Origin of the sequence: Mobilicoccus caccae, assembly GCF_030161635.1 — a bacterium.
Taxonomy (GTDB): domain Bacteria; phylum Actinomycetota; class Actinomycetes; order Actinomycetales; family Dermatophilaceae; genus Mobilicoccus; species Mobilicoccus caccae.
Window position 1 is genome coordinate 3,232,742 of record NZ_BSUO01000001.1, and the last position, 20,019, is coordinate 3,252,760.

Consider the following 20,019-nt stretch of genomic DNA (forward strand, 5'->3'; position numbering starts at 1 on the left):
GCTCATCTTGTAGGAGGTGAAGTCCTCCGAACGCGTGGGCGGACGACCGGGCTTGTAGACCGGAACCCCGTGCAGCGCCTCCCTCAGGTGCACCTGCGAGTGCCGCGCCTTCGCCTCGTCGCCGGTCCCCAGCAGTTCGGACATCGTCTCTCCTCGCTCGTCCTCATCGACTGCCGCGCACCCTCGCGCGGCGTGGTCTCCCACACCTTCGCACGCCGGAGCAGCAGGCGCAGGGAGACGGGCTCGACCGACGCAGACACCCGGCCCGAGCCCGGCTCGTCCGCAGGTCAGGGGCGGGCGCCCACCGCGGGCGGCACGGTCCGCGAGATCCCGGCGCGGTCGGCGGCGCGCAGGAGGATCAGCGTCGCGAGCGCCATGACGGCGACCCCGACGAGGGCCTCCAGCGGCGTGGAGCGGGTGGAGGCGTCGATGTAGCTCTCGGCGCTGGTGCCCGTGAGGACGCCGAAGACGCCCACGACGACGTTGTTGACCACGTGGATGGCGATCGCGGCCTCGAGGCCACCGGTCCGCCAGGTCAGGTACACGCAGGCCACGCTCATGCCGACGAGGTTGACGATGATCCACGGGTCGCCCGAGCCGTGCGCCGCCGCGAACACCGCCGAGGAGACGACACCCGAGATCACCAGGCCCACGATCGGTCGACGGAACCACGCGCCGATGGAGACCATGACGAACCCGCGGAAGAGGTACTCCTCGCCGGCCGCCTGCAGCGGGGTCATGAACAGGGCCATGAGCAGCAGCGCGATCCAGCCGTCCTCGCGGCCGAGGGTCCGCGTGCCGTCGACGACCCACGCCGACACGATGTAGATCAGCCACAGCGGCAGCAGGAGCATGAGGCAGCGTCCGAGCCATCCCCACCGAACCCGCCCCTCCACGGAATGGAGGAACCGGGACGCCACCGGGTGCCCGATCGCCACGGCCAGCAGCGCGACCCCGATGAGCAGGGCCAGGGAGAGGTTGAGCACGAACGTCGACGGCGCGTCGGCCATCTGCGGGTCGAGGCCGGCCACGGCGTCGTCACCCCCGAAGACGAAGACACCGCCCAGGTAGAACAGCATCGGGAGGACCACCGCGGCGCCGCCGAGCAGCAGCGCGACGACCCACGACACCACGGGGTTCCACCAGCGGTGCCGGGGAGTCCGCAGGACCTGCGGGTAGGAGGCGCCCACCAGCGGGAGCGCGAGGGGGCGGGCGGGAGGGCTCGAGGCGAAGGTCGTCGGCGGCTGTGCGGTGTGCATGTCTTCATGCTGCCCGGCCGGGACGGCGGACGCATCGACCGTTCGTCTCGGCTCGGGAGACGAAGGTCTGAGGTTCACCGCCGCAGGTCGGAGGCCACGTCGGGCCCGTCGGCGTCGTTCCCCCGCCGCTCGGCGCGTTCGGTGCGGTCGGCGCGGTCGTTGCGCTCCCGCCGGTCACGAGCCCGCTCACGCCTCTCGGCGCGCGAGGAGTTCTCGGTCCGCTCGGCGCGGGGAGTGCTCGTCTGTCGGTCGTCGACGCGCGCGTTCGGCCCGGCGTCAGGGGTCACCACGGCCACGGCGGGCGTCGAGGCCGTCGTCCGATCCGGCGTCCGGGTGGTCCGGTCGGGAGTCGGGGTCGAGGGCCGGTCGGGAGTCCGTGTCGGCGTGTGCACCGGCGGCGGCGCGGTCGTCCGGGTGGGAGCCTGCGTGGCCGTGCGGGTCGGGGTCTGGATCGGGGGTGGCGTGGTGCGGGTCGGCGTCTGCGCCGGCGGAGGCGCCGTGCGCGTCGGCGTCTGCACGGGCGGTGGCGCCGTGCGGGTGGGCGTCTGGCGCGGAGGCACCGGCGTGCGTCCCGGGGTCGGCGTGACCGGAGGAGCGGGACGCGCGGGGACGGCCGGGGGTGTCGTCGAGGGCGGGGTGCTCGGGTCTTGCGTCGTGAACCCCGGACCGGCCTGTGTCGGAGTGGGATTCGGGGTCGGCGATGCCGTCGTCGTCGGCGTGGACTCGTCGGTGGTGGCCGGCGTCGAGCCCTCGGACGTGGTCGACGGTGCGGCCGAGCCCGTGCTGCTCGCGGCGGCGGTCGGGGCTCCGGAGCGGTAGTGCATCGCCCAGGGCAGGACCTCGCTCGCGAAGGTGGGCGTGTCGTCGAACTTGACCAGGCCCTTGGCCAGGCCCTCGGGGGTGGTGAGATCGGAGTCGGCCGAGCACAGCAGGGTGCCGACGGCGAGCGTCGCGTCGTCGACGTTGGAGACGTCGGGGCGGGAGTCGCCGTTGCCGTCGCGGCCGATGTTCTGCCACGTCTTGGGCAGCAGGAGCATCGGGCCGACGCCCCGGTCGAACGAGAGGTCGCCGTCGAGGGCGCCCTTGTCGGTGTCGCGGACGATGGTGCCGCCCACGACGGTGCCGTCGAGGCGGGGTCCGACGATGCGCACGGTGGTCGTGCCGGCATCGTCGACCTTGCCGCCGGCGGCGTGGTCGGACTCGACCTTGCCGACACCGGCGAGCAGCCACCAGGGCAGCTTGCAGGCGGGGGACTCCGAGGCAAGGGTGGACTCGGCCTTGCGGTAGGAGTCGAGCACCCGGGCGGGGATCTGGTCCTTGGCGCCGGCGGCGAGACCGGCCGGTGCGGGCAGCGACCCGTCGAGCGCGGCCGTGGTGGTCGGCAGCACGGCGGTGACCGCCTCGGGGCCGCCCGTCACGGTACGGCCGAGCGCGGTGAAGACGGTGGCGTCGGCGGCGCGGGCCGTGTGCTCCGATTCGCGTGGTTGCGACATCGTGAAAGCCACGAGCCCTGCAGAGACGGTGATGACGACTGCCGATGCGATCCCCACGACGACGACCGGTAGCCGATTCCCCCGCCCCGTGTCGTCGGTGACGTCATATCCATCGGCGTCCAATTGACGCTTCACGATGAGACCCAAGTTCTAGACGACTGTCCGACTCGGACACGGTAACACCGGTAATCGATCGGGCGAGTAACGATTTCGCTCCGCCCCGCCCCGCCGGCCGCCGCCACGGACGGCGGCGGAGGTCAGCGCGGGGCGACCGCCGGAGACGTCGACGCAGGCGAGGGAGTGGCCGGCGAGGTCGTCGCCGGCTGCGGCGTGCTCGTGGGAGCGGGGGACGCCGATCGCGTCACATCCTCCGGTGGCATGACGCAGGTCGGCGTCGGGATCGGCGTCTGCTGCCCGTCCGGACCGAACGTGTGGTTGGGGCTCGGTGTCGGCGAGGGGCTCGCGTCGGGGGACGTGGTGGGCGGCGAGGTCGTCGGGGACGGCTGACCGGGAGGCAGGGTCTGGGTCGGGCTCGCCGTCGGGACCACCTCACACACGGGGAGGGTGGGCGGCGCCGTGGGGGTGACGTTCGTCGTCGCCGTCGCCGTCTGGGGGGTGGCGGGCGGGGTCGTCGGCGCGGGCGACCGCGTGGCGGTGGGACGAGGCACCGTCGGCGTCGGAGTCGCGGTGGTGCGCGTCGTCGGGCGGGACGTGGCCTGCGGAGTCGTGGCGCGGGTCGTGGCCCGCGCCCGCGACGTCGGCGCGGTCGGCGCGGCGGCCACCACGGAGGCGGCCGGATACTCCTGCAGCACTCCCCCGACGGGGGCGTCGGTGGTGAGGACGGGCGGCGGGTTGGTGCCGGGGCCCATCGGCGGCTTCCACGCGGGCGGCGGTGTCCGGCCGTCGCGGTAGGCCTCCCCGCGGTCAGGACGTTGCGCACGTACTCCTCGGAGGGGTTGTAGCGCAGGATCGCGGTGCGCAGGTCACCGGCGACGCTGAGATCGCCGCCGCCGGAGCACAGGTAGCGCGCCGCGCTGAGGGCGGCGTCGTGGACGTTGTGGGGGTCCGCGACTCCGTCGCCGCTGTTGTCGGCGCCGAAGGAGCGCCAGGTCGAGGGCAGGAACTGCATCGGTCCGACCGCGCGGTCGAAGTCGGCGTCGAGGTCGACGCCGCCCTGGTCGGTGTCGGGCACCGTCGCGGTGTTGGGGGTCGTGCCGTCCAGGCGAGGACCGAAGATCTCACCCGTGGTGCGCCCGGCGGCGTCGACCCGACCACCGGCGGCGTGACCGGACTCGACGTGCCCGATGCCCGCCAGCAACCACCACGGCAGCCGGCATCCGGGCTGGGTGGAGGCGAGGGAGGCCTCGGCCTTGACGTAGGCCTGGTGCACGGCCGGGGGGACCGCGCCCGGAGCGGCGGGGCCGGCCATCGCAGCGAACGATGCCGGCAGGACGGACCCCTGCCGGGCGAACGCCAGCCACGGCAGCGACACCTGACCTCGCGCACCGGCCTGCACGGCGTCGGCGGCGGACATCGTGGCGGCCGGTGGCCGGGGGCGTTGGGCACGTCACGGGTCCACGGCTTGGAGGCCCCGGCGGCCAGGGGTGCCAGCACCACGAGGGCGGCAGCGGCCGACACGGTGGCGTACCGGGCACGCGAGCGTCGCTCCGGCTGCCGCATCGGGTCACTGGTACGCGACGAGGAGTCGCGACGGCTCATGTTTCGTCCTTCCGGGGTGCGCGCATGCGGCAGCGCTCGACGGATGTCCTCTCACCTCATCGGTGCGCGCCCGCCCCTCTTGAGTGCTCTCGTGGTCCGATGTCGAGACACCCGCGAACCCCTCACCCCCGAACTGCATCCCCGCCGAAATCCACCGCACCGGAGCCCCTCGCACCGGAGGGCGGGCGCCTCTACCGTGGGAGACGAGCACGCACCGACCCTCCGAGGCGTCCCGAGGTGATGCAGATGCCGACCGACCGGCCTCCCGCCGACTCCGGTTCACTCCCCGATCGGGTGCGCGCCGCGCTGGCCGACCGCTCGCCGCGCGAGGTGCCCATGTTCGGCGGGATCTCGTTCATGATCGAGGACCGCATGGTCGCGGCGGCCCGCCGCGACGGCGATCTGCTGCTCCGGATCGACCCCGCCCAGCACGATCGGCTGCTGGCCCTGCCCGGCGCCAAGCCGGCGATGATGGGCCCGACCCGCCCCATGGGTGACAACTGGTTGGCCGTCGACGGCGTCGGCCTCGAGGGCGCCGGCCTCGAGGCCTGGCTCGCGCACGCACTCGAGCATCACGCCGCGCAGACGCCGCCGCGCTAGACCGACCCATCGCACTCGTCACATCGCGCCCGCCCCACATCACACCCGGCACACGACGACGGGCGGAGAACTCCGTGAGGAGTCCTCCGCCCGTCGTGGCGCTGGGTCGGCGTGGTGGCGCCGACCCGCCGATCACATGTCCTGGCCGCCGTTGACGCCCCAGACCTGACCGGTGATGAATCCGGACTCGTCCGAGCACAGGAAGTGCACGACGCGAGCGATCTCCTCCGGCTGCGCGAGACGGCGCAGGGGGATGTTCGACTTGATCTTCTCCAGGACCTTCTCCGGCACGGCCGCGACCATCTCGGTGAGGACGTAACCCGGCGTGACCGCGTTGACGGTGACGCCGATGGAGTCGTCGGACAGCTTGCCGTCGCGGCCGAGCTGGAACGCGGCCTCACGGGCCAGGGTCTTGGTCAGACCGAAGAGGCCCGCCTTGCTGGCCGCGTAGTTGGCCTGCCCGATGTTGCCCATCTCGCCGATGATCGAGCTGACGTTGACGATGCGGCCCGTGCCGCGCTCGAGCATGTGCGCCAGGGCGGCCTGAGCCAGGTAGAACGCACCCGAGAGGTTGACCTGGAGGACGGCCTCCCAGTCGTCGTCGGTCATCTTCGCCACCGTGCGGTCACGCGTGATGCCCGCGTTGTTGACGAGGATGTCGAGTCGACCGTGCTTGTCGATGACCTCCTGGATGGTCCTGCGGCAGTCCTCGGCGTTGCCGACGTTGCCCTTGTGGATCGTGAACTCGCGGTCGTCGTCGCCCCAGGCCTTCTGGATGTCGGCCTGGTACGCCTCGGCGCGTTCGGTGTTGCCGCCGTAGCCGGCAGCGACCGTGGCGCCCTGACGGGCGAGGCTGTTGCTGATCGCCGCGCCGATGCCTCGGGTTCCGCCCGTGACGAAGGCGACCCGGCCCTCGAGCTTGCCTCCACGGCCCGGAGTCTCGGCGGCCTGGTACTGGATGTCGTTCACCGTGCTGGTCATCACGTCTCCTTGTGGGGTGGGACCCGACCCGGGGGGCGAGGGCGGGTGTCGTGCGGGTGTCAGTTCTGAGATCTGGGCTCGAGCCAATCGGCGATGTCGGGCCAGATCTCCTTGCGGGCTTTCGAGCCGGCCATGAGGCCGATGTGGCCACCGACGCGGTCCATGTGCTCGACGTCGTCGCTGCTCACGAGGTCCAGCAGCGGAAGGGTGGACTCGCGCGGTGCGATGTGGTCGGCGGACGCGGTGACCACGAGGATGCTCTGGTCGAGGTTGCGCAGGTCGACGCGCTTGCCCCGGAGCTCCATGCGTCCACGGACGAGGCGGTTCTCCTTGTACATCCAGCGGATCCACTGGCTGAACGCGCGTCCGGCGAAGGGTGGGTTGTCGGCCACCCACTTGGACATCGCCTGGTAGGCGACGCGGTTGACGGTCCCGTCGTGGACCTGTTCGAACAGGCGACGCCGGGTGGTCACGTGGTTCTGGACGGGCTTCATCATCTTGTTGGCCCAGTCGACGATCTCGCCGGCCACGTTGCCGAGGCCGTCGACCACCTCCTGCTCGTCGAAGGAGTCGCTGCCCATCCACGTGGTGTAGAGGGCACCTTCGGCGTCGACCGGCATCGTCAGCAGGACGAGGTTGCGGGCCGGTCCACCGCGGTTGAGCGAGGCGTACATGGCGGTCAGCACGGCGCCGATGCACCAGCCGAGGATGGAGATCTCGTTGCTGCCGGAGGCCCGGCGCACCTCGCGCACGGCCCACGTGAGCTCGTCGCACACGTAGTTGTCCAGGCCCATGTCGTTGTCGGCGTCAGAGGGCACGCCCCAGTCGACGAGGAAGACGTCGAAGCCGCGGTCGAGCAGGAACTCGACGAACGAGTGCCCCGGCCGCAGGTCGAAGATCATCGGCCGGTTGATCAGGGCGAACACCAGCAGCACCGGAACGGGGTGGGTCCGCTTGTTGCTGCGGTACCGGTAGAGCGTCGTGGTGCGGTGGGTCCAGACGACGTCCTTACGGGTCGCACCGATGACCGCATCCTCGGTGGTGAGGAGGATGTTCGAGGTCTCGAGGACGGTGCGCGGCAGCTTCAGCATCGATGCCAGGACGCTCACCGGCCGTTCTCCTCGCCACCCTGCGCCACGGAGTTCGTGACGTCGGCGCTCGTCACTTCGCCGTTCGTCACATTGGCGGAGCGACCACGGCCGCGGCCACGGCCGGACGTCGAGGAGGACGCGGCCGAGGACCTGACCGGCGTGGTGGCGGCGGTGCGCTTGGCGCGCGTCTCCACCGGGCGGGTCTCACGACGCGCCTCGTCACGCTCGGCGCGGGTGGCCGCCAGCTCCTCCTCGAGCTGCTCGACGACCTGGAGCACCTGCTCCAGCTTGTCCTCGGTGCGGTTGAGCTGGCGTGCCAACCGGTTGATGTCGCGCTGGCCGGCCAGGCGGGTGGTCTTGACGACCTGGTCGAGCCCGGTCGACATGACACGCGACATCGCGACGGCGTTGCTCGTGAGCATCGCCAGAGCCTCGGTGAAGCCCTGGGTCGCGACGAGTTCGTCACTGGTCCGGGAGACTCGCTTCTCCGACTTGTCGTAGGCCTGACGCAACTTCTGCTCGGCCGATTCTCGCTGCTGCTCTGTCATCGGGTGATCACGATCCTTGCTCGTCGGTTGTTCGGGGGAATCGACCGCACGCGGAGCACCGGGTCGACGCCGACCGGGTCGGGAAAAATGTGATCCCGGCCACCTGTGAACGACCCTATCCGCTGGACGGGGTGAATCAACGGGCTGAGATCAACCGACTCTGACGACACCCGGCGAACGTCGCCGGGCCCGGGGCCGTTGCGGCCACCTCGTATCCTGGTGGACCTGGACGAAAGCGGCGAGAGGACTCCAGTGGACGAGAAGAAGGACGATTCGCGCAGAACGGTCCTGGGTTCCTACATCCGGGCCCAGCGGCAGCTCGCCGACCTGTCCCTGCGTCAGTTGGCCGGCATCTCGAACGTGTCGAACGCCTACCTCAGCCAGGTCGAGCGCGGGCTGCACCAGCCCTCGCTCAAGGTGCTCCACTCGATCGCCGACGCCCTGGACATCTCCACCGAGCACCTGCTCACGCAGGCCGGGCTGGTCTCCACGGGTGCCGCCAACCTGCGGCAGGCCGGTGGCGACCCCAAGGGTGCGGCCACCTCGCCGGCGGTCGCCGAGGCCATCGAGGCCGATCCCGACCTCACCGCGGAGGAGAAGCAGGCCATGTTGGCCCTGTACCGCACGCTCATCGCGCGGCACTCCGAGTCGGCAGCGGACACCGAACCCGGTTCCACCGGCGTCTGATTCGGCCGAGCGCGCCCGAGCCCGAGCGATCGTTCGTACCTGGGGCGCCCGGACGTCACATGCCCTTCACCCGGACGCCCCAGAGTTGGACGTGAGTCCGCCTCTGCTTGACATCCCGATCAATGTGCGTAGTATTTCAAGCAGAGCGCTTCTCCACGAGAGCGGCGTGACCCCCACGACACTCGACCAACCCCTTAGGAGAACTCATGTCGATCACTTCCCAGTACATCGAGGCCACCCGCAAGATGCAGGAGAACTGGTTCTCGGCCGTCGACTCCATGACCGCCCAGTTCGCCGAGAAGTTCGAGCGCCCCTCGGCCGCCACCGTCCCGGTGATGGTCGACCCGCGCAAGGCCGTCGACGAGCTGTTCGACTTCTACGGCAAGGCCCTCGCCGTTCAGCGCGAGACCGCGCACAAGATCCTCGACGCCAACCTGCAGGCGAACGACCAGTGGACCGAGCAGGCCGAGCGCTTCTACTCCGCGTGGCGCGAGCAGGCTCAGACCCTCACCCAGACGGCCCGCGAGCAGATGGAGAACTTCGCCACCTCCGCCCGTGAGCAGGCGCAGCAGCTCGGCGAGACCGTCGAGGCCCGCGTCGCCGACGCGCAGCAGGCCGGCCGCGAGCAGGCCGAGCGTTTCACGACGGCTGCCACCGAGCAGACCCGTCGCGCCACCGAGGCTGCGGCCACGCAGACCCGTCGCGCCACCGACGCCGCCAAGGAGACCTCCGAGGAGGCGACCGACACGGCCACCGAGCAGGTCAAGCGCAACTACAACCTCATGAACACCGCGCAGCTCAAGTCCGAGCTCACCACCCGTGGTCTCGAGACCACCGGTTCGCTCGACGAGCTCCGCGCCCGTCTGCGCGAGGCCGACGACAAGGCCTGAGCAACGACTCAGTACCAGGCTGCTACGGCCTGAGCACCACCACACGAGGGGTCCGCGAGTATTCGCGGGCCCCTCGTGTCGTCTCACGACGCTCCTCGGTCTCCGGCCTGAGCCCTACCCTCCGGTTTCAGGTGACAGGATCGGGGGGAACTTGTTCGCCTCCCCCGAACGGAGAACATCGTGAGCGACCTCATCAACCTCGATCTGACCGGACGCACCGCCGTCGTCACCGGTGGCGTGAGCGGGATCGGTCTCGCCTGCACCCAGGCTCTCGCCCGCGCCGGCGCGGAGGTCGTCGTCGTCGACCTCGACCAGGCCAAGGCCGAGGAGACGGCGGCGCCGCTCGGTGGCCGCGGCATCGGCGCGGACCTCTCCGACCCCGACGTGCTCGCCTCCCTCGACGTCGCCGGCGACATCATCGTCAACAACGCCGGCTTCCAGCGGGTCGCGCCCGTGCACGAGTTCGAGCCGGAGGTCTTCACGGCTATCCAGCGGGTGATGGTCGAGGCGCCGTTCCGCCTCATCCGCAACTCCCTGCCCCGTATGTACGAGCAGGGGTGGGGGCGCGTCGTCAACATTAGCTCCGCGCACGGCCTGCGCGCCTCGGCCTTCAAGGTCGCCTACGTGACCGCCAAGCACGGCCTGGAGGGGATGTCCAAGGTCGTCGCCCTCGAAGGCGCCGAGCACGGGGTGACGAGCAACTGCATCAACCCCGGCTATGTGCGGACTCCGTTGGTGGAGAAGCAGATCGCCGACCAGGCCAAGGCCCACGGCATGTCCGAGGACGACGTCGTCGAAAAGGTCATGCTCCTGCGCATGGCCCGCAAGACCCTCGTCGAGCCCGCCGAGGTCGCCGATCTCGTCCTGTTCCTGTGCTCCGGTTCGGCCGTCAGCATGACGGGCGCCTCGTACACGATGGACGGCGGCTGGACCGCGAGCTGACCTCCCGCGCACCCCACCGTCGGTCGGCAGGGCGGCGGCTCACGGACGAACCGCCGGGGTTCCGCCGAGGTGACGGAGGTCCCTTGCCCCCGGGCACCCGCGACCGGTAGACCCGCATGCATGAGTGAGTACGTGGAGTCCGTGGACATCGACGTCGAGCCCGAACGGCTCTTCGAGTTCCTGTCCGATGTCGCCAACCTGCCGAGTTACATGCCGCGGCTGTCCCAGGCCGAACCCGTGGGTGATGGGGCCGTCGAGGTCGTCGCGACTCCGCGCATGCCCGACGGGTCGACGGTGGAGGTGCGCGGTACCGCGTGGACCCGCGTCGACAATCCCGGCCGCACGTTCAGTTGGGGTTCGGTCGGCGGACGGCACGGGTACAAGGGCAGTTTCGACATCGACCGCCGCGGTGAGGACGCCACGCTCACGGTCCGCATCACCAGTGGGCGCGCCGACCCCGACGGTGTGCGTGCGGGGTTGCGCGACGTGCTGGCCTCGATCAAGGACATGACCGAGAAGCGTTGACCCACCGGGTTCGATCCCGGCGGTGCCGTCACCCGCCCCCACCACGACCCGGCCCCGCGACATCGTCGTCGCGGGGCCGGGTGGTTCTCGGGGCGCCTCGAGCGGCGATCAGCCCTTGACGTGCCGGTCGAGGAAGGCGATGAGCTTGTCGTGGATGGCCGAGTCGGTCCAGAACTGCGGATCAGCGTGTTCGGTGTCGATGAACGTCAGTTCGGAGGTCGCGCCCGCCTTCTGCAGCGCCTGGTGGAACTCCTCCGGCTGGGGGTACGGGGCGGTGCAGTCCTTGCGACCCGAGAACAGGATGACGGCGGGTGAGGTGGCGGACACGTAGGTCACAGGGCTCGCGGCCTTGGCCTTCTGCTGTCCCTCGGGCGCGTCGGGGTCGGTGCCGATGAGCATCCCGTGGGAGGACTCGGCACCCGGCTTGCCGCCGCCGCAGACCTGCTTCTGGTCGCGGGTGCGGGTGCTCAGGTCGTAGATGCCGTAGTACCCGACGAAGGCCTTGACCTGCGCGTCGACGCCGGTCTCGCCGAGGGAGCCCTGCAGATCGGCCTTGTCGGGTGCCAGCGCGGTCATCGCCGCGAGGTGCGCCCCGGCGGAGTCGCCCATGAGCGCGAATCGCTGCGGGTCCAGACCGAGTTCGGCGGCGTGTGCGCGCAGGTAGCGCACCGATGCGGCGACGTCGTGCATCGGCGCGGGGAACGTGGCCCCCGGAGCCAGCCGGTAGTTGGGGGCGGCGACCGCGTAGCCCCGGTCGAGCAGGAGTTGCTTGGTCTCGACCATCCGGATGTCCTCGGCGCGGCCGATGTCACCCTTGTCGCCGGACTTCCAGCCACCGCCGTGCACCCACGTGACCAGCGGGAACGGACCCGGGCCCTGCCCGGTCGGCAGGAACAGGTCGAGGCGGTGTTCGTCGGCGCCGTCTCCGACGTAGTCGATGTCGAGGCGCTCGGGGACGGGCTCGGCCGGCGCCTGCGAGTTCTGCGCCGGGCTCTGGCTCCCGCTCTGTGTGGTGGCGGAATCGGCCGCCGGTGTCGGCTGGGCCTGCGGACCGCCGCAGGCCGCGAGCAGCACGGCGAGACCGGCTCCGACACCGATCTCCAGCACGCGTGACTTCATGGTCTCCCCCTTGGTCTGCATCCGTCCCCACGGAGCGTGAGCCACGCTAGACGGCGCTCGCCGCCACCGCATCGGCGCTTGTCGACGTCCGGAGGTGGCCATGGCGGCTCAGGCGGGAATGGGGTTGGGGTTGTCGGCTGCCGGGCCGAGCAGCAGCGACCGCAACTCGGCGGCGAGATCGTCGTGGGCGAGGGCGTCGATGCCTCCGCGGATCGTCCGGATCTGCCAGCCCGGGCGGTCACGGGCGAAGTCGACCACGTCGTCGAGGGCGTCGACGAACTGGCCGATGACGGGTTGGATCACCCAGATCGGTAGCTGGAGGGCGGCGAGGAGTTCGCGTCCGGGGTAGGCGAAGGCGTCGGGTGGCAGTTCGGTGTACCGGCGGCAGGTCTCGAAGGTCGGCCGCCGCTGCCAGGCGCCGGTCTCGTCGACGACCGTGTCGGCCTCCAGTGCGGCGCGGGCGTGTTCGGGCGTCGGCCACAGGGCCAACCAGTCGTTGACGAGCCGGGGCGCGTACTCGTCGAGAAAGTCTTGCAGCGATTCCGCGGCCGGGCCGGAACACCCCAGGCCGATCCGTACGGTGAGGTCCTCCTGGATCGCCTTCTCCTGAAACACCTGGAGGAACTCCCGGTACTCCGACTGCGAGAGGTTCATGGGGCTGTCGACGACTCCGACCGCCGAGAACCGCCCGGGAAATCGGGCTGCGGCCATCGCGGCGATCCCGGCGCCGAACGTGTGCCCGATGATCGCGGGCCGCTCCATGCCGACGTGGTCGAGCACGGCCGCGATGTCGTGCAGGACGATGCCGAGGCTGCCGGTGAGTTCGCACGTGCTCCGCCCGTGCCCGCGCAGCGCGAACGTGACGACGCGGAAGTCGGCCGCCAGCAGTTCGGCGGTGTGCCGCCAGACGAGTTCGCTCGACCCCACACTCGGCACGAGGAGCACGTCGGGCCCCTCGGCACCGTGCACGTGGCCGACGATCTCCCCACCCCGGACCGCGACCCGGATCTCTCGGGCTTCACTCATGGCTGCCTCCGCGTCGTTGCGGGTGAGGACGACTTCGCGCTCGCCTGGTGCCGCTGCTCTCCTGCCGCCGTACGCGGCTCATCTGTGTGGATCCATCCCCACAACAGTACCGGCGCCGCCGCTTAACCCCGGTCTTTCATGACGGTGCCGACGACGGCATCGCTGCGTGGGGTGAGTCGATGACGGTGCGCGGGTACGACGTTGGGCCGGCTGGCGCTGCCGGGCTGCGGTTCTCCGGGTCGTGATGTCGTGGGCGGACGGGGGGGTCAGGCGGGTTGTGGGATCGCGGCGATGTTGGCGAAGACTGCGACGATCGCGGCCGCCCATGGCCACGACTCGGGTATCCGCAAGCGTCGTCGGCGGGCGCTGTGAGTCAGCCGGGCTGGGACGTGAAGGAAGCGGTAGCGCAGCGCTTTCGGCTCACACGCCGCCAGCGACTTCGCGTCTCCGGTCAGTGCGAGGAGCCGGGTCCATGCGGTCAGGTCGGCAGCGATCTGCACCAGCATCAGCCACACCCGGTTGATCTCGAACTCCCGCGACGGGAACCGCCCCAGCCCCGAGTCCTTGGCGTGCCGGATCCGGTCCTCGACCCGAGCGTGCGCCCGATGCCGGGCCTCGAGGAAAGCCAGTTGTCCGGTCGTGGTGTTGGTGACGAAGGCTTGGTAGCGCCAGCCGTCACGTTCCTCGAACAGCGACAGTTGGGCGCCGGGATGGGGTCGTTCGCGGCGCACGATGACGCGCATTCCGGTCGGCCAGCTGCTCAGGTCCAAGAGCCCGGTGAGCTCGGCGACGTCACCTCCTTCGCGGATCCCACCGTCGGCGTCCAGTGCCGGGGTCCAGACCTTCTTCGGGACCAGGTCGATGGCGTCGCGGATCTTCTCGGTGACCGCGAAACCCACGCTGTACTCCACGCTGCGGCCACGGACCCGGTTCTGCTCGGTAAGCCAGTCCAGCAGCTTGTGCGATGCGCCCGCGCCGTCGGAGCGGATGAGCAGCTTCTTGCGGTGCGTGCCGGGGATCTGCGCGATCGCGTCGGTGAGGACCTCGATGTGGTCGGCGGCGGTGTTCGAGCCGGCATTGCCAGCGCGGAGCTTGGCGGCGAGGAACTCACTCGTGTTGTCGCACCACACCCCGAGTGGGTGGAACCCGAAGGTCCGCTTGAACGTGGCCGCCGCGTTCTCCTTCTCGCTGTGGCTGATCACGATGGTCGCGTCGGTATCGAGCACGATCAGATCGTCAAGATCGGTCCCGGCGACCTTGCTCGCCGGGACGCCGTCAGGCAGCTGGGACCAGACCTGGCGGCGGACCCGCGCCCGCGCGTTCTAGATCCTCTTCAACCGGCCAGGTGTGACCTCGTCCAGTGCCCGCCACACCGTCGGCGCCGACGCGACACGGCCCAGCACGCTGGACTGGTGGCGCAGCACGTCGATGTCGGCGATCGCCTCCCCGCCGTCGGCGAGCATCACCGCGACGTCGGTCAGCACCCTGCCGCGGTCGTGACCGGGGACGAAGTTGCGGCGGACCATCACCTTGGACAACTCGGACGTGAGGCCGACCCGGTCGGCCAGAAGGCGGGTGGCGACGCTGCCCGCATGGGCCACCACGCCGACACCATCGGAGGTCACGGACAAGCCGGTAGACCACGAAGTACGCTTCACCTACGGAGTGCCTTCCGGTTCGGAGATCTTGAGTCGTCGCAAACCCAAGTTTCCCCTGCTGGACAGGCACTTCCGTGCTTCTACGCGCCGATCACACCCGAGTCTCGTGAACGATCCGGGTTAACGGCCTGAAACGGACGCGGTCGGACAGCGATTCGGCTTGCTTCGAGTCCGGTCGTTGGGGTCCCTGGCGTCATGGGTGACGGGGAGTGACGGTGTCTGTTCGGCGGCCGGTAGGTGCCGGGCCGGCGGTGAATCCAGGTCGGCCGGGATCCGGATCACCGGTAGGCATGGCGGCGGTGACGGCTGGCGATCACCACGTTGACCACCGCCTCCTGCTCGATGCGGTAGGTGACGCGGTACTCACCGCGCCGTGCGGAGTACAAGCGGGCGAACGTGCCGGTCATCTGCGTGCCGACACGGTGAGGGTTCTCGGCCAAGGGACCGCTGAGAAAGGCGAAGCAGGCTGCCGCGACGACTTCGGGTAGCCGGCTCCCCAACGCTCTGCGTGCGGGAGGAGCCAGCCTGACCTCATAGGCCACGAGGCCTGACGCGTCGGCGGGTGAGCTCGTCGACAGGCACGGTCTCCGACATCGGAGCTGGCAGCCCCTCGTCGATGTCCGCGACCAACTCTGCGTCCGAGAGCACGTCGATGGTCTCGATGAGGGCGTCGAAATCCTCGGCCGCCAGCAGCACGGCTGCACGGCTGCCGTTCCGGGTGATGTCGATCCGCTGATGGGTGGACACCGCCTCGTCCACGAGCTTCGACAGCTGCGCCCGAGCCGCTGCCAGGGAGATCGTCGTCATGTACAGAATTCTCGCGTGGATGCTGCGGTCTGGAAGGGCCGACGCCGTTTCCATGCACGTCCCGGGCGATCTCGCCGAGGGTGGCCGGGTGTTCACGTTCAGCCGGCGGTAGTCGCCATCGAACGCTGGGCTGATCTCGAACTTCACGAACCGTCGGGGCCGGCCGGCGCATCCAGGTGCGACAGGAAGGCGTCACCGTCATCGTGGGCAGTCACGCGGCCCTCTTCCACGTGCGCGTCGACCTCGCGCTCCCGCTCCTGCCAACGCTGCTCCCAGAACCAGACCTGATCGGCAGGCACCGGCAACGAAGGACGCAACTCCAGGACCCCGTCCTCACGCTCGGTGATCTCGACTTGCGCCCCTGGCTGATCGAGCAGCAGCCGTCGACGCACCTCCGACGGGAGCGCAATGACGCCGCGCCCCTGCACCCCGACGTACCCGTGAAAGGCCATGTCCTGAGCGTAGACGCACCGCAGCAGAGCCGTAGGTTCGCTTTCCGCACTGCGACGAGCCGACCGAACGCTGAGCGTTCGCGTGTCAGCTGGCCGGCATCAGAGTCGACCAGCTCCATCGCCTCACTTCAACGAAGGGCGCCCCGGGAAGGGGCGCCAGCGGATGGGCCAAGCCGTGGCCGATGGCCGTCGGCGCGCCTCAACGAAAGGGCGCCCCGGGAAGGGGCGCCAGGGCGTCGGCGGACGGTCTCACGGTGCCTCATGGCCCTGCCTCAACGAAAGGGCGCCCCGGGAAGGGGCACCAGCGCCGCCTGTCCCGGCATCGTGATCGAGGTCAAGTCGCCTCAACGAAAGGGCGCCCCGGGAAGGGGCACCAGGCGTGTCCATCGAGGAACTCAAGGCCCGCTTCCCACAGCCTCAACGAAAGTGCGCCCCGGGAAGGGGCGCCAGCCCACGCCGGTGGGTCATCGTGGACGGCTTGACCGTGCCTCAACGAAAGGGCGCCCCGGGAAGGGGCGCCAGACGTGGCGGTTCGCGTGGGAGGACAACGAGGACGTCGGGCCTCAACGAAAGGGCGCCCCGGGAAGGGGCGCCAGCATCGACCAACGGGCCCGTCCACTCCGCTGACACGCCTCAACGAAAGGGCGCCCCGGGAAGGGGCGCCAGCCACGCAGGGGCACCTGCGTCGTCGGGTGCGCCACGCCTCAACGAAAGGGCGCCCCGGGAAGGGGCGCCAGCGTCACGCACCCACTCGGACTCGCCGACGCCACGGCCGCCTCAACGAAAGGGCACCCCGGGAAGGGGCGCCAGTTGGCGATCTTGCGGCGGCGGACCGGCTTGCCCTTGGAGCCTCAACGAAAGGGCGCCCCGGGAAGGGGCGCCAGCTCTACAAGTATCTCCCTCACCTTCGTGGTGTGACTGCGCCTCAACGAAAGGGCGCCCCGGGAAGGGGCGCCAGCACAGGCGGATCGTGCTCATGGGCAGGACGAGGTCGCTGCCTCAACGAAAGGGCGCCCCGGGAAGGGGCGCCAGTGATCACGACTCGCGTCGTCCGCAGGATTTCACCCTGCCTCAACGAAAGGGCGCCCCGGGAAGGGGCGCCAGGGGGTGGCGTGGACAGTCACGAGGTCTCCTTGCTGGTGCCTCAACGAAAGGGCGCCCCGGGAAGGGGCGCCAGGTCGGCCCACGGGCCGAGGTCGTACCGCCACTTGTAGCCTCAACGAAAGGGCGCCCCGGGAAGGGGCGCCAGCGCGAGTCGAGGACGGTGGCGTCCTCGTCGCCGTCCTCGCCTCAACGAAAGGGCGCCCCGGGAAGGGGCGCCAGCGACCGTATGACCGCACCCGAGTCCGCATGACGGTGTAGCCTCAACGAAAGGGCGCCCCGGGAAGGGGCGCCAGCACGAGCAATCGCCTCAGCCTGCATCGGCACGACGCCTCAACGAAAGGGCGCCCCGGGAAGGGGCGCCAGCAGGAAAACCCTAAAGTTCACCGCCTACCGGCCGTATAGGCCTCAACGAAAGGGCGCCCCGGGAAGGGGCGCCAGTGTGAGTCGATCTGACGGACGCTGAGGGTTCCTCCGGCCTCAACGAAAGGGCGCCCCGGGAAGGGGCGCCAGCACGACAAGCACGGCAGCCACCAAAGACATCATCCACGCCTCAACGAAAGGGCGCCCCGGGAAGGGGCGCCAGTTCCTCGACTGGCACTAGTGCCCGCAAGGGCAGGCCTCAACGAAAGGGCGCCCCGGGAAGGGGCGCCAGCAGCTGTCATCACGGTGCGGTCGCCGTCTGTCTTGACGCCTCAACGAAAGGGCGCCCCGGGAAGGGGCGCCAGGAGGTTCTGAGCGGCGATGGGCGCGTCCTGCCGGAGGCCTCAACGAAAGGGCGCCCCGGGAAGGGGCGCCAGGGCCCCTCCGAGGGTACCTGAATCACAACGGCCTTCAGGTCCCCTCGCGAGCAGTGTCTCCGTCTGTGAGCTGTTTGAGACGGTGCCGGCCGCCGCAAGGTGGGGCATGCCGACCGGAAGGCCCATGACCAGGCGAGATGCAACTGCGAGGGGTCACGCCTGAGAGACCGGTGATCTGCACCCCTCGCGGACCCCATCAGATGATGAAGGAGTCGCCATCCGTCAAGGAGCGTCCGACGCCAATGGAAACGAACCTGGACTCGCTGACGCCGCTCACCGGGCCGACGTCGCAGATGAGGACCGCATCTTGATCCAGCCGGACGATGCGCTCCACTTCACGGCGCATCCGCCGCAACCTCACTTCGCTCGCATCGACGACGAAGACGCTGTACTGCACCCGGTCCCCGAATGACTGGAGTGCCTTCGCCAACCGCAGCCGGCGACGATCATCAGCGATGTCGTACGCCACCAGATACCGGTGAGCATCGCTACGCGTCACCGGACCCTGATCCCCACATATCGATCCTGGGTCCCGTCGAGGACCCCGAGAACGAGGCGCGACTGAATCTCGACGGCTCGTCGCCACGACACCCGATACCCGAACAATGGATGCGTGAAACGCTGCTCCACTCGTCTCTCGAAGCCGCGCGCAATGCGCCGACGCCCCTCATCCCGCAGCCTCCAGGTACCGAGCACGTCACTGAACATATCTCTACGAAGTTCCCCGTTGTTGATCAGACCCAGAACGACGGAGTCCGCAACAACCGGACGGAACTGCTCCATCAGATCGAGGGCTAGCGCGGGCTTGTTCCTCGACGAAGAATGGAGGAAGCCTGCGTGTGGATCCAACCCACACGCCAAGATGGCCCTGATCATCTCGGCCGACAGAATGCCGTAACAGTAATTCAGCGCGACGTTCACCGGGTCATCCGCGCCCCGTCCGACACGACCGAGCCAGGCAGTCACCAGAGATTCATCGGCAGCCGGCGAGAACAGCGCCGTCCACTCACCGAAGTACAGGGCCGCAGCGGCCCCTTCCTGGCCGAACAGTTCCCCGATCGACTGGGCACTGCCCGCTGCGCGGGCGAGACGCCGCATCTCTCGCACCACCGGCGATACGTCCCATCGCGCCCCACGGCGAAGGAGCGTCGCCTGGTTGGAGATTTTCGACATCACGAACTCGCGCGCCAAATCGAGACGGCCCTCGGCCGCCGCCACATGCTGGGCTACACGCACGCCGCCGTTGGGGGCGTGGACACTCCTGCCAAATCCGACCACGCGGCCTTGCCCAGAGCACCAGATGATGCTGCGCGACATCCACATCAACTCGCGCACCAACGCCGTCGACAGGTCGACGTTGCCGTGGACCACCACAGCCTGCACCCGATCCAGCGGCAGACTGCCCAGACTCTCGTCACCCTTGACGACCTCCACCCGGCCCGCTCGGAGGTACGCGCGGGCCCCTGGTGTTGTCAGATGCAGCACCTCTCCGTCAGGATCCGCGACCTTGATGTGTGGTGTCACCACCCCCAGAGCCCGCTCCTCCGGCAAACACACTCCTGCATGCGAGCACCGTCCACACCGCGGATCCTGGAGCAAAGGAGGGGGCGCCGCATCGGCCTCGACGACGCGACGGGTCGCTGCGACCATCTCCCTCGCCCATACCCGCGCCTCCTCATCGATCACAACGTCTACCAGCCGGCGGCCAGTGGTGAAGTACACGCCATACCCGACGACGCTGTGTCCCGCTTCCTCAAGACACATCCCTTGGAGCGCGAGCTGAACACGCTGAGCCGCAGTCACCACCGTGGACCGTCTCAGCGGCGCTGACTTGTACTCGACCACTCGAAGGTCACCGCCCTCGCCCACGTCGATGACGTCGCATCGCCCGTTGACACCCAGTCGCTCCGAGGCCACCTCGACGGACCGACGGCGTGAGACGCGGTCATCCGCGCGGCCGTTCACCGCAGCGTGAGCGGCTACGCCGTCCTCGATCGCGCGGCTCTCCACTCTCTCGCCTACCGACTCCAGCCAAGCTCGTCGTTCGCAGAAGACGGTATGGGCGACCAGCGAGATCGGGAGCGAGGTCCCCTCACGTGGAGACACTGATCTGCTCCAGCGGACGGGCCGTTCCAGGCAGCAGGTATCTCTCGGGTGCCGATGGGCTGCCTCCTTTGTGGACTTCACAGACGAGCGCCGCCGCGACATGCCGGGCCATAAGTCGCGAGACCGCTGACGCAACGCGCACCTCCACCGCCTCGGCGGCATCATCGTGAACCGCCGCGCACACGACCGCCCAGTCATGGGACTGCAGAGTGTGC

At 69.8% G+C, this 20,019-nt stretch carries 19 protein-coding genes, 2 pseudogenes and 1 CRISPR repeat array; of the genes and pseudogenes, 7 read left to right on the top strand and 14 right to left on the bottom strand.

What is annotated here, in order from left to right; all coding sequences use genetic code 11:
• Positions 1–287: 287 nt before the first annotated feature.
• Positions 288–1,259, bottom strand: coding sequence for a CPBP family intramembrane glutamic endopeptidase (locus QQK49_RS15870; RefSeq protein ID WP_284304770.1), 972 nt, complete (start codon positions 1,257–1,259; stop codon positions 288–290).
• A 74-nt stretch (positions 1,260–1,333) separates the two neighbouring features.
• On the bottom strand, positions 1,334–2,752 hold the full coding sequence (locus QQK49_RS15875; protein ID WP_284304771.1) for a lysozyme family protein: 1,419 nt from the start codon (positions 2,750–2,752) through the stop codon (positions 1,334–1,336).
• Positions 2,753–3,052: 300 nt separating this feature from the next.
• Here QQK49_RS15875 and QQK49_RS15880 point away from each other — a divergent pair, with 300 nt between their 5' ends.
• Together QQK49_RS15880 and QQK49_RS15885 are read left to right on the top strand one after the other, a co-directional pair.
• Entirely contained in the window at positions 3,053–3,259 is a 207-nt protein-coding gene (locus QQK49_RS15880; RefSeq protein ID WP_284304772.1) for a hypothetical protein, read from the top strand.
• Between the two features lie 69 nt (positions 3,260–3,328).
• Positions 3,329–3,664: a hypothetical protein gene (locus QQK49_RS15885; RefSeq protein WP_284304773.1), complete on the top strand. Its 336-nt coding sequence runs from the start codon at positions 3,329–3,331 to the stop codon at positions 3,662–3,664.
• Between the two features lie 112 nt (positions 3,665–3,776).
• Here QQK49_RS15885 and QQK49_RS23360 read toward each other — a convergent pair.
• Positions 3,777–4,286 (bottom strand): annotated as a pseudogene (locus QQK49_RS23360) (lytic murein transglycosylase); the annotation flags it as partial.
• Between the two features lie 431 nt (positions 4,287–4,717).
• On the opposite strand from QQK49_RS23360, the gene QQK49_RS15890 reads away from it, so the two are divergent.
• Complete coding sequence (locus QQK49_RS15890) at positions 4,718–5,071, top strand: TfoX/Sxy family protein (RefSeq protein ID WP_284304774.1); 354 nt, start codon at positions 4,718–4,720, stop codon at positions 5,069–5,071.
• Positions 5,072–5,203: 132 nt separating this feature from the next.
• On the opposite strand, the gene QQK49_RS15895 is transcribed toward QQK49_RS15890, so the two are convergent.
• Genes QQK49_RS15895 through QQK49_RS15905 form a run of 3 tightly spaced genes read right to left on the bottom strand, consistent with a single transcriptional unit; the run spans position 5,204 to position 7,691 of the window.
• The gene (locus QQK49_RS15895; protein ID WP_284304775.1) at positions 5,204–6,052 is read right to left on the bottom strand and encodes a beta-ketoacyl-ACP reductase; all 849 of its coding nucleotides are present in this window, start codon (positions 6,050–6,052) and stop codon (positions 5,204–5,206) included.
• Between the two features lie 59 nt (positions 6,053–6,111).
• Positions 6,112–7,161 (bottom strand): alpha/beta fold hydrolase, encoded by a 1,050-nt coding sequence (locus QQK49_RS15900; protein ID WP_284304776.1) that lies wholly within the window; start codon positions 7,159–7,161, stop codon positions 6,112–6,114.
• Complete coding sequence (locus QQK49_RS15905; protein ID WP_284304777.1) at positions 7,158–7,691, bottom strand: holo-ACP synthase; 534 nt, start codon at positions 7,689–7,691, stop codon at positions 7,158–7,160. Before QQK49_RS15905 ends, QQK49_RS15900 begins: the two co-directional genes overlap by 4 nt.
• 252 nt (positions 7,692–7,943) lie before the next feature.
• Here QQK49_RS15905 and QQK49_RS15910 point away from each other — a divergent pair, with 252 nt between their 5' ends.
• From QQK49_RS15910 to QQK49_RS15925, 4 genes are all read left to right on the top strand, one after another.
• Positions 7,944–8,378, top strand: a complete 435-nt coding sequence (locus QQK49_RS15910; RefSeq protein WP_284304778.1) for a helix-turn-helix domain-containing protein — start codon at positions 7,944–7,946, stop codon at positions 8,376–8,378.
• 206 nt (positions 8,379–8,584) lie between these two features.
• A complete protein-coding gene (locus QQK49_RS15915; protein WP_284304779.1) occupies positions 8,585–9,268 on the top strand; it encodes an SAP domain-containing protein in 684 nt (227 codons plus the stop codon).
• Positions 9,269–9,448: 180 nt separating this feature from the next.
• Positions 9,449–10,210: a 3-hydroxybutyrate dehydrogenase gene (locus QQK49_RS15920; protein WP_431310546.1), complete on the top strand. Its 762-nt coding sequence runs from the start codon at positions 9,449–9,451 to the stop codon at positions 10,208–10,210.
• Between the two features lie 120 nt (positions 10,211–10,330).
• Positions 10,331–10,735 (top strand): SRPBCC family protein, encoded by a 405-nt coding sequence (locus QQK49_RS15925; RefSeq protein WP_284304780.1) that lies wholly within the window; start codon positions 10,331–10,333, stop codon positions 10,733–10,735.
• A gap of 108 nt (positions 10,736–10,843) precedes the next feature.
• Here QQK49_RS15925 and QQK49_RS15930 read toward each other — a convergent pair whose 3' ends face one another.
• From QQK49_RS15930 to cas1, 8 genes and pseudogenes are all read right to left on the bottom strand, one after another.
• The gene (locus tag QQK49_RS15930; RefSeq protein WP_284304781.1) at positions 10,844–11,854 is read right to left on the bottom strand and encodes an alpha/beta hydrolase; all 1,011 of its coding nucleotides are present in this window, start codon (positions 11,852–11,854) and stop codon (positions 10,844–10,846) included.
• A 108-nt stretch (positions 11,855–11,962) separates the two neighbouring features.
• A complete protein-coding gene (locus QQK49_RS15935) occupies positions 11,963–12,880 on the bottom strand; it encodes an alpha/beta fold hydrolase (RefSeq protein ID WP_284304782.1) in 918 nt (305 codons plus the stop codon).
• A gap of 266 nt (positions 12,881–13,146) precedes the next feature.
• A pseudogene (locus tag QQK49_RS15940) lies at positions 13,147–14,538 on the bottom strand (IS1380 family transposase).
• A gap of 278 nt (positions 14,539–14,816) precedes the next feature.
• Positions 14,817–14,945: a type II toxin-antitoxin system RelE family toxin gene (locus QQK49_RS15945; protein ID WP_284304783.1), complete on the bottom strand. Its 129-nt coding sequence runs from the start codon at positions 14,943–14,945 to the stop codon at positions 14,817–14,819.
• A 124-nt stretch (positions 14,946–15,069) separates the two neighbouring features.
• Entirely contained in the window at positions 15,070–15,492 is a 423-nt protein-coding gene (locus QQK49_RS15950) for a type II toxin-antitoxin system Phd/YefM family antitoxin (protein WP_284304784.1), read from the bottom strand.
• Positions 15,489–15,797 (bottom strand): AbrB/MazE/SpoVT family DNA-binding domain-containing protein, encoded by a 309-nt coding sequence (locus QQK49_RS15955; RefSeq protein ID WP_284304785.1) that lies wholly within the window; start codon positions 15,795–15,797, stop codon positions 15,489–15,491. The genes QQK49_RS15950 and QQK49_RS15955 overlap by 4 nt, the downstream gene beginning before the upstream one ends.
• Before the next feature lie 124 nt (positions 15,798–15,921).
• A CRISPR array of direct repeats spans positions 15,922–17,698; the repeat unit is 36 nt; unit sequence GCCTCAACGAAAGGGCGCCCCGGGAAGGGGCGCCAG.
• Positions 17,699–17,894: 196 nt separating this feature from the next.
• A complete protein-coding gene (gene cas2, locus QQK49_RS15960) occupies positions 17,895–18,167 on the bottom strand; it encodes a CRISPR-associated endonuclease Cas2 (protein ID WP_284304786.1) in 273 nt (90 codons plus the stop codon).
• A 26-nt stretch (positions 18,168–18,193) separates the two neighbouring features.
• Positions 18,194–20,002, bottom strand: coding sequence for a CRISPR-associated endonuclease Cas1 (cas1, locus tag QQK49_RS15965; protein WP_348536219.1), 1,809 nt, complete (start codon positions 20,000–20,002; stop codon positions 18,194–18,196).
• Between the last annotated feature and the right edge of the window lie 17 nt (positions 20,003–20,019).

Coding starts and splice junctions, on each gene's coding strand:
- QQK49_RS15890 (WP_284304774.1), top strand. CDS start 4,718: ATGCCGACCGACCGGCCTCCCGCCGACTCCGGTTCACTCCCCGATCGG.
- QQK49_RS15955 (WP_284304785.1), bottom strand. CDS start 15,797: ATGGCCTTTCACGGGTACGTCGGGGTGCAGGGGCGCGGCGTCATTGCG.
- cas1 (WP_348536219.1), bottom strand. CDS start 20,002: ATGACTGGGCGGTCGTGTGCGCGGCGGTTCACGATGATGCCGCCGAGG.
- QQK49_RS15895 (WP_284304775.1), bottom strand. CDS start 6,052: ATGACCAGCACGGTGAACGACATCCAGTACCAGGCCGCCGAGACTCCG.
- QQK49_RS15935 (WP_284304782.1), bottom strand. CDS start 12,880: ATGAGTGAAGCCCGAGAGATCCGGGTCGCGGTCCGGGGTGGGGAGATC.
- QQK49_RS15905 (WP_284304777.1), bottom strand. CDS start 7,691: ATGACAGAGCAGCAGCGAGAATCGGCCGAGCAGAAGTTGCGTCAGGCC.
- QQK49_RS15870 (WP_284304770.1), bottom strand. CDS start 1,259: ATGCACACCGCACAGCCGCCGACGACCTTCGCCTCGAGCCCTCCCGCC.
- QQK49_RS15925 (WP_284304780.1), top strand. CDS start 10,331: ATGAGTGAGTACGTGGAGTCCGTGGACATCGACGTCGAGCCCGAACGG.
- QQK49_RS15875 (WP_284304771.1), bottom strand. CDS start 2,752: ATGTCGCAACCACGCGAATCGGAGCACACGGCCCGCGCCGCCGACGCC.
- QQK49_RS15930 (WP_284304781.1), bottom strand. CDS start 11,854: ATGAAGTCACGCGTGCTGGAGATCGGTGTCGGAGCCGGTCTCGCCGTG.
- QQK49_RS15945 (WP_284304783.1), bottom strand. CDS start 14,945: ATGACCGGCACGTTCGCCCGCTTGTACTCCGCACGGCGCGGTGAGTAC.
- QQK49_RS15915 (WP_284304779.1), top strand. CDS start 8,585: ATGTCGATCACTTCCCAGTACATCGAGGCCACCCGCAAGATGCAGGAG.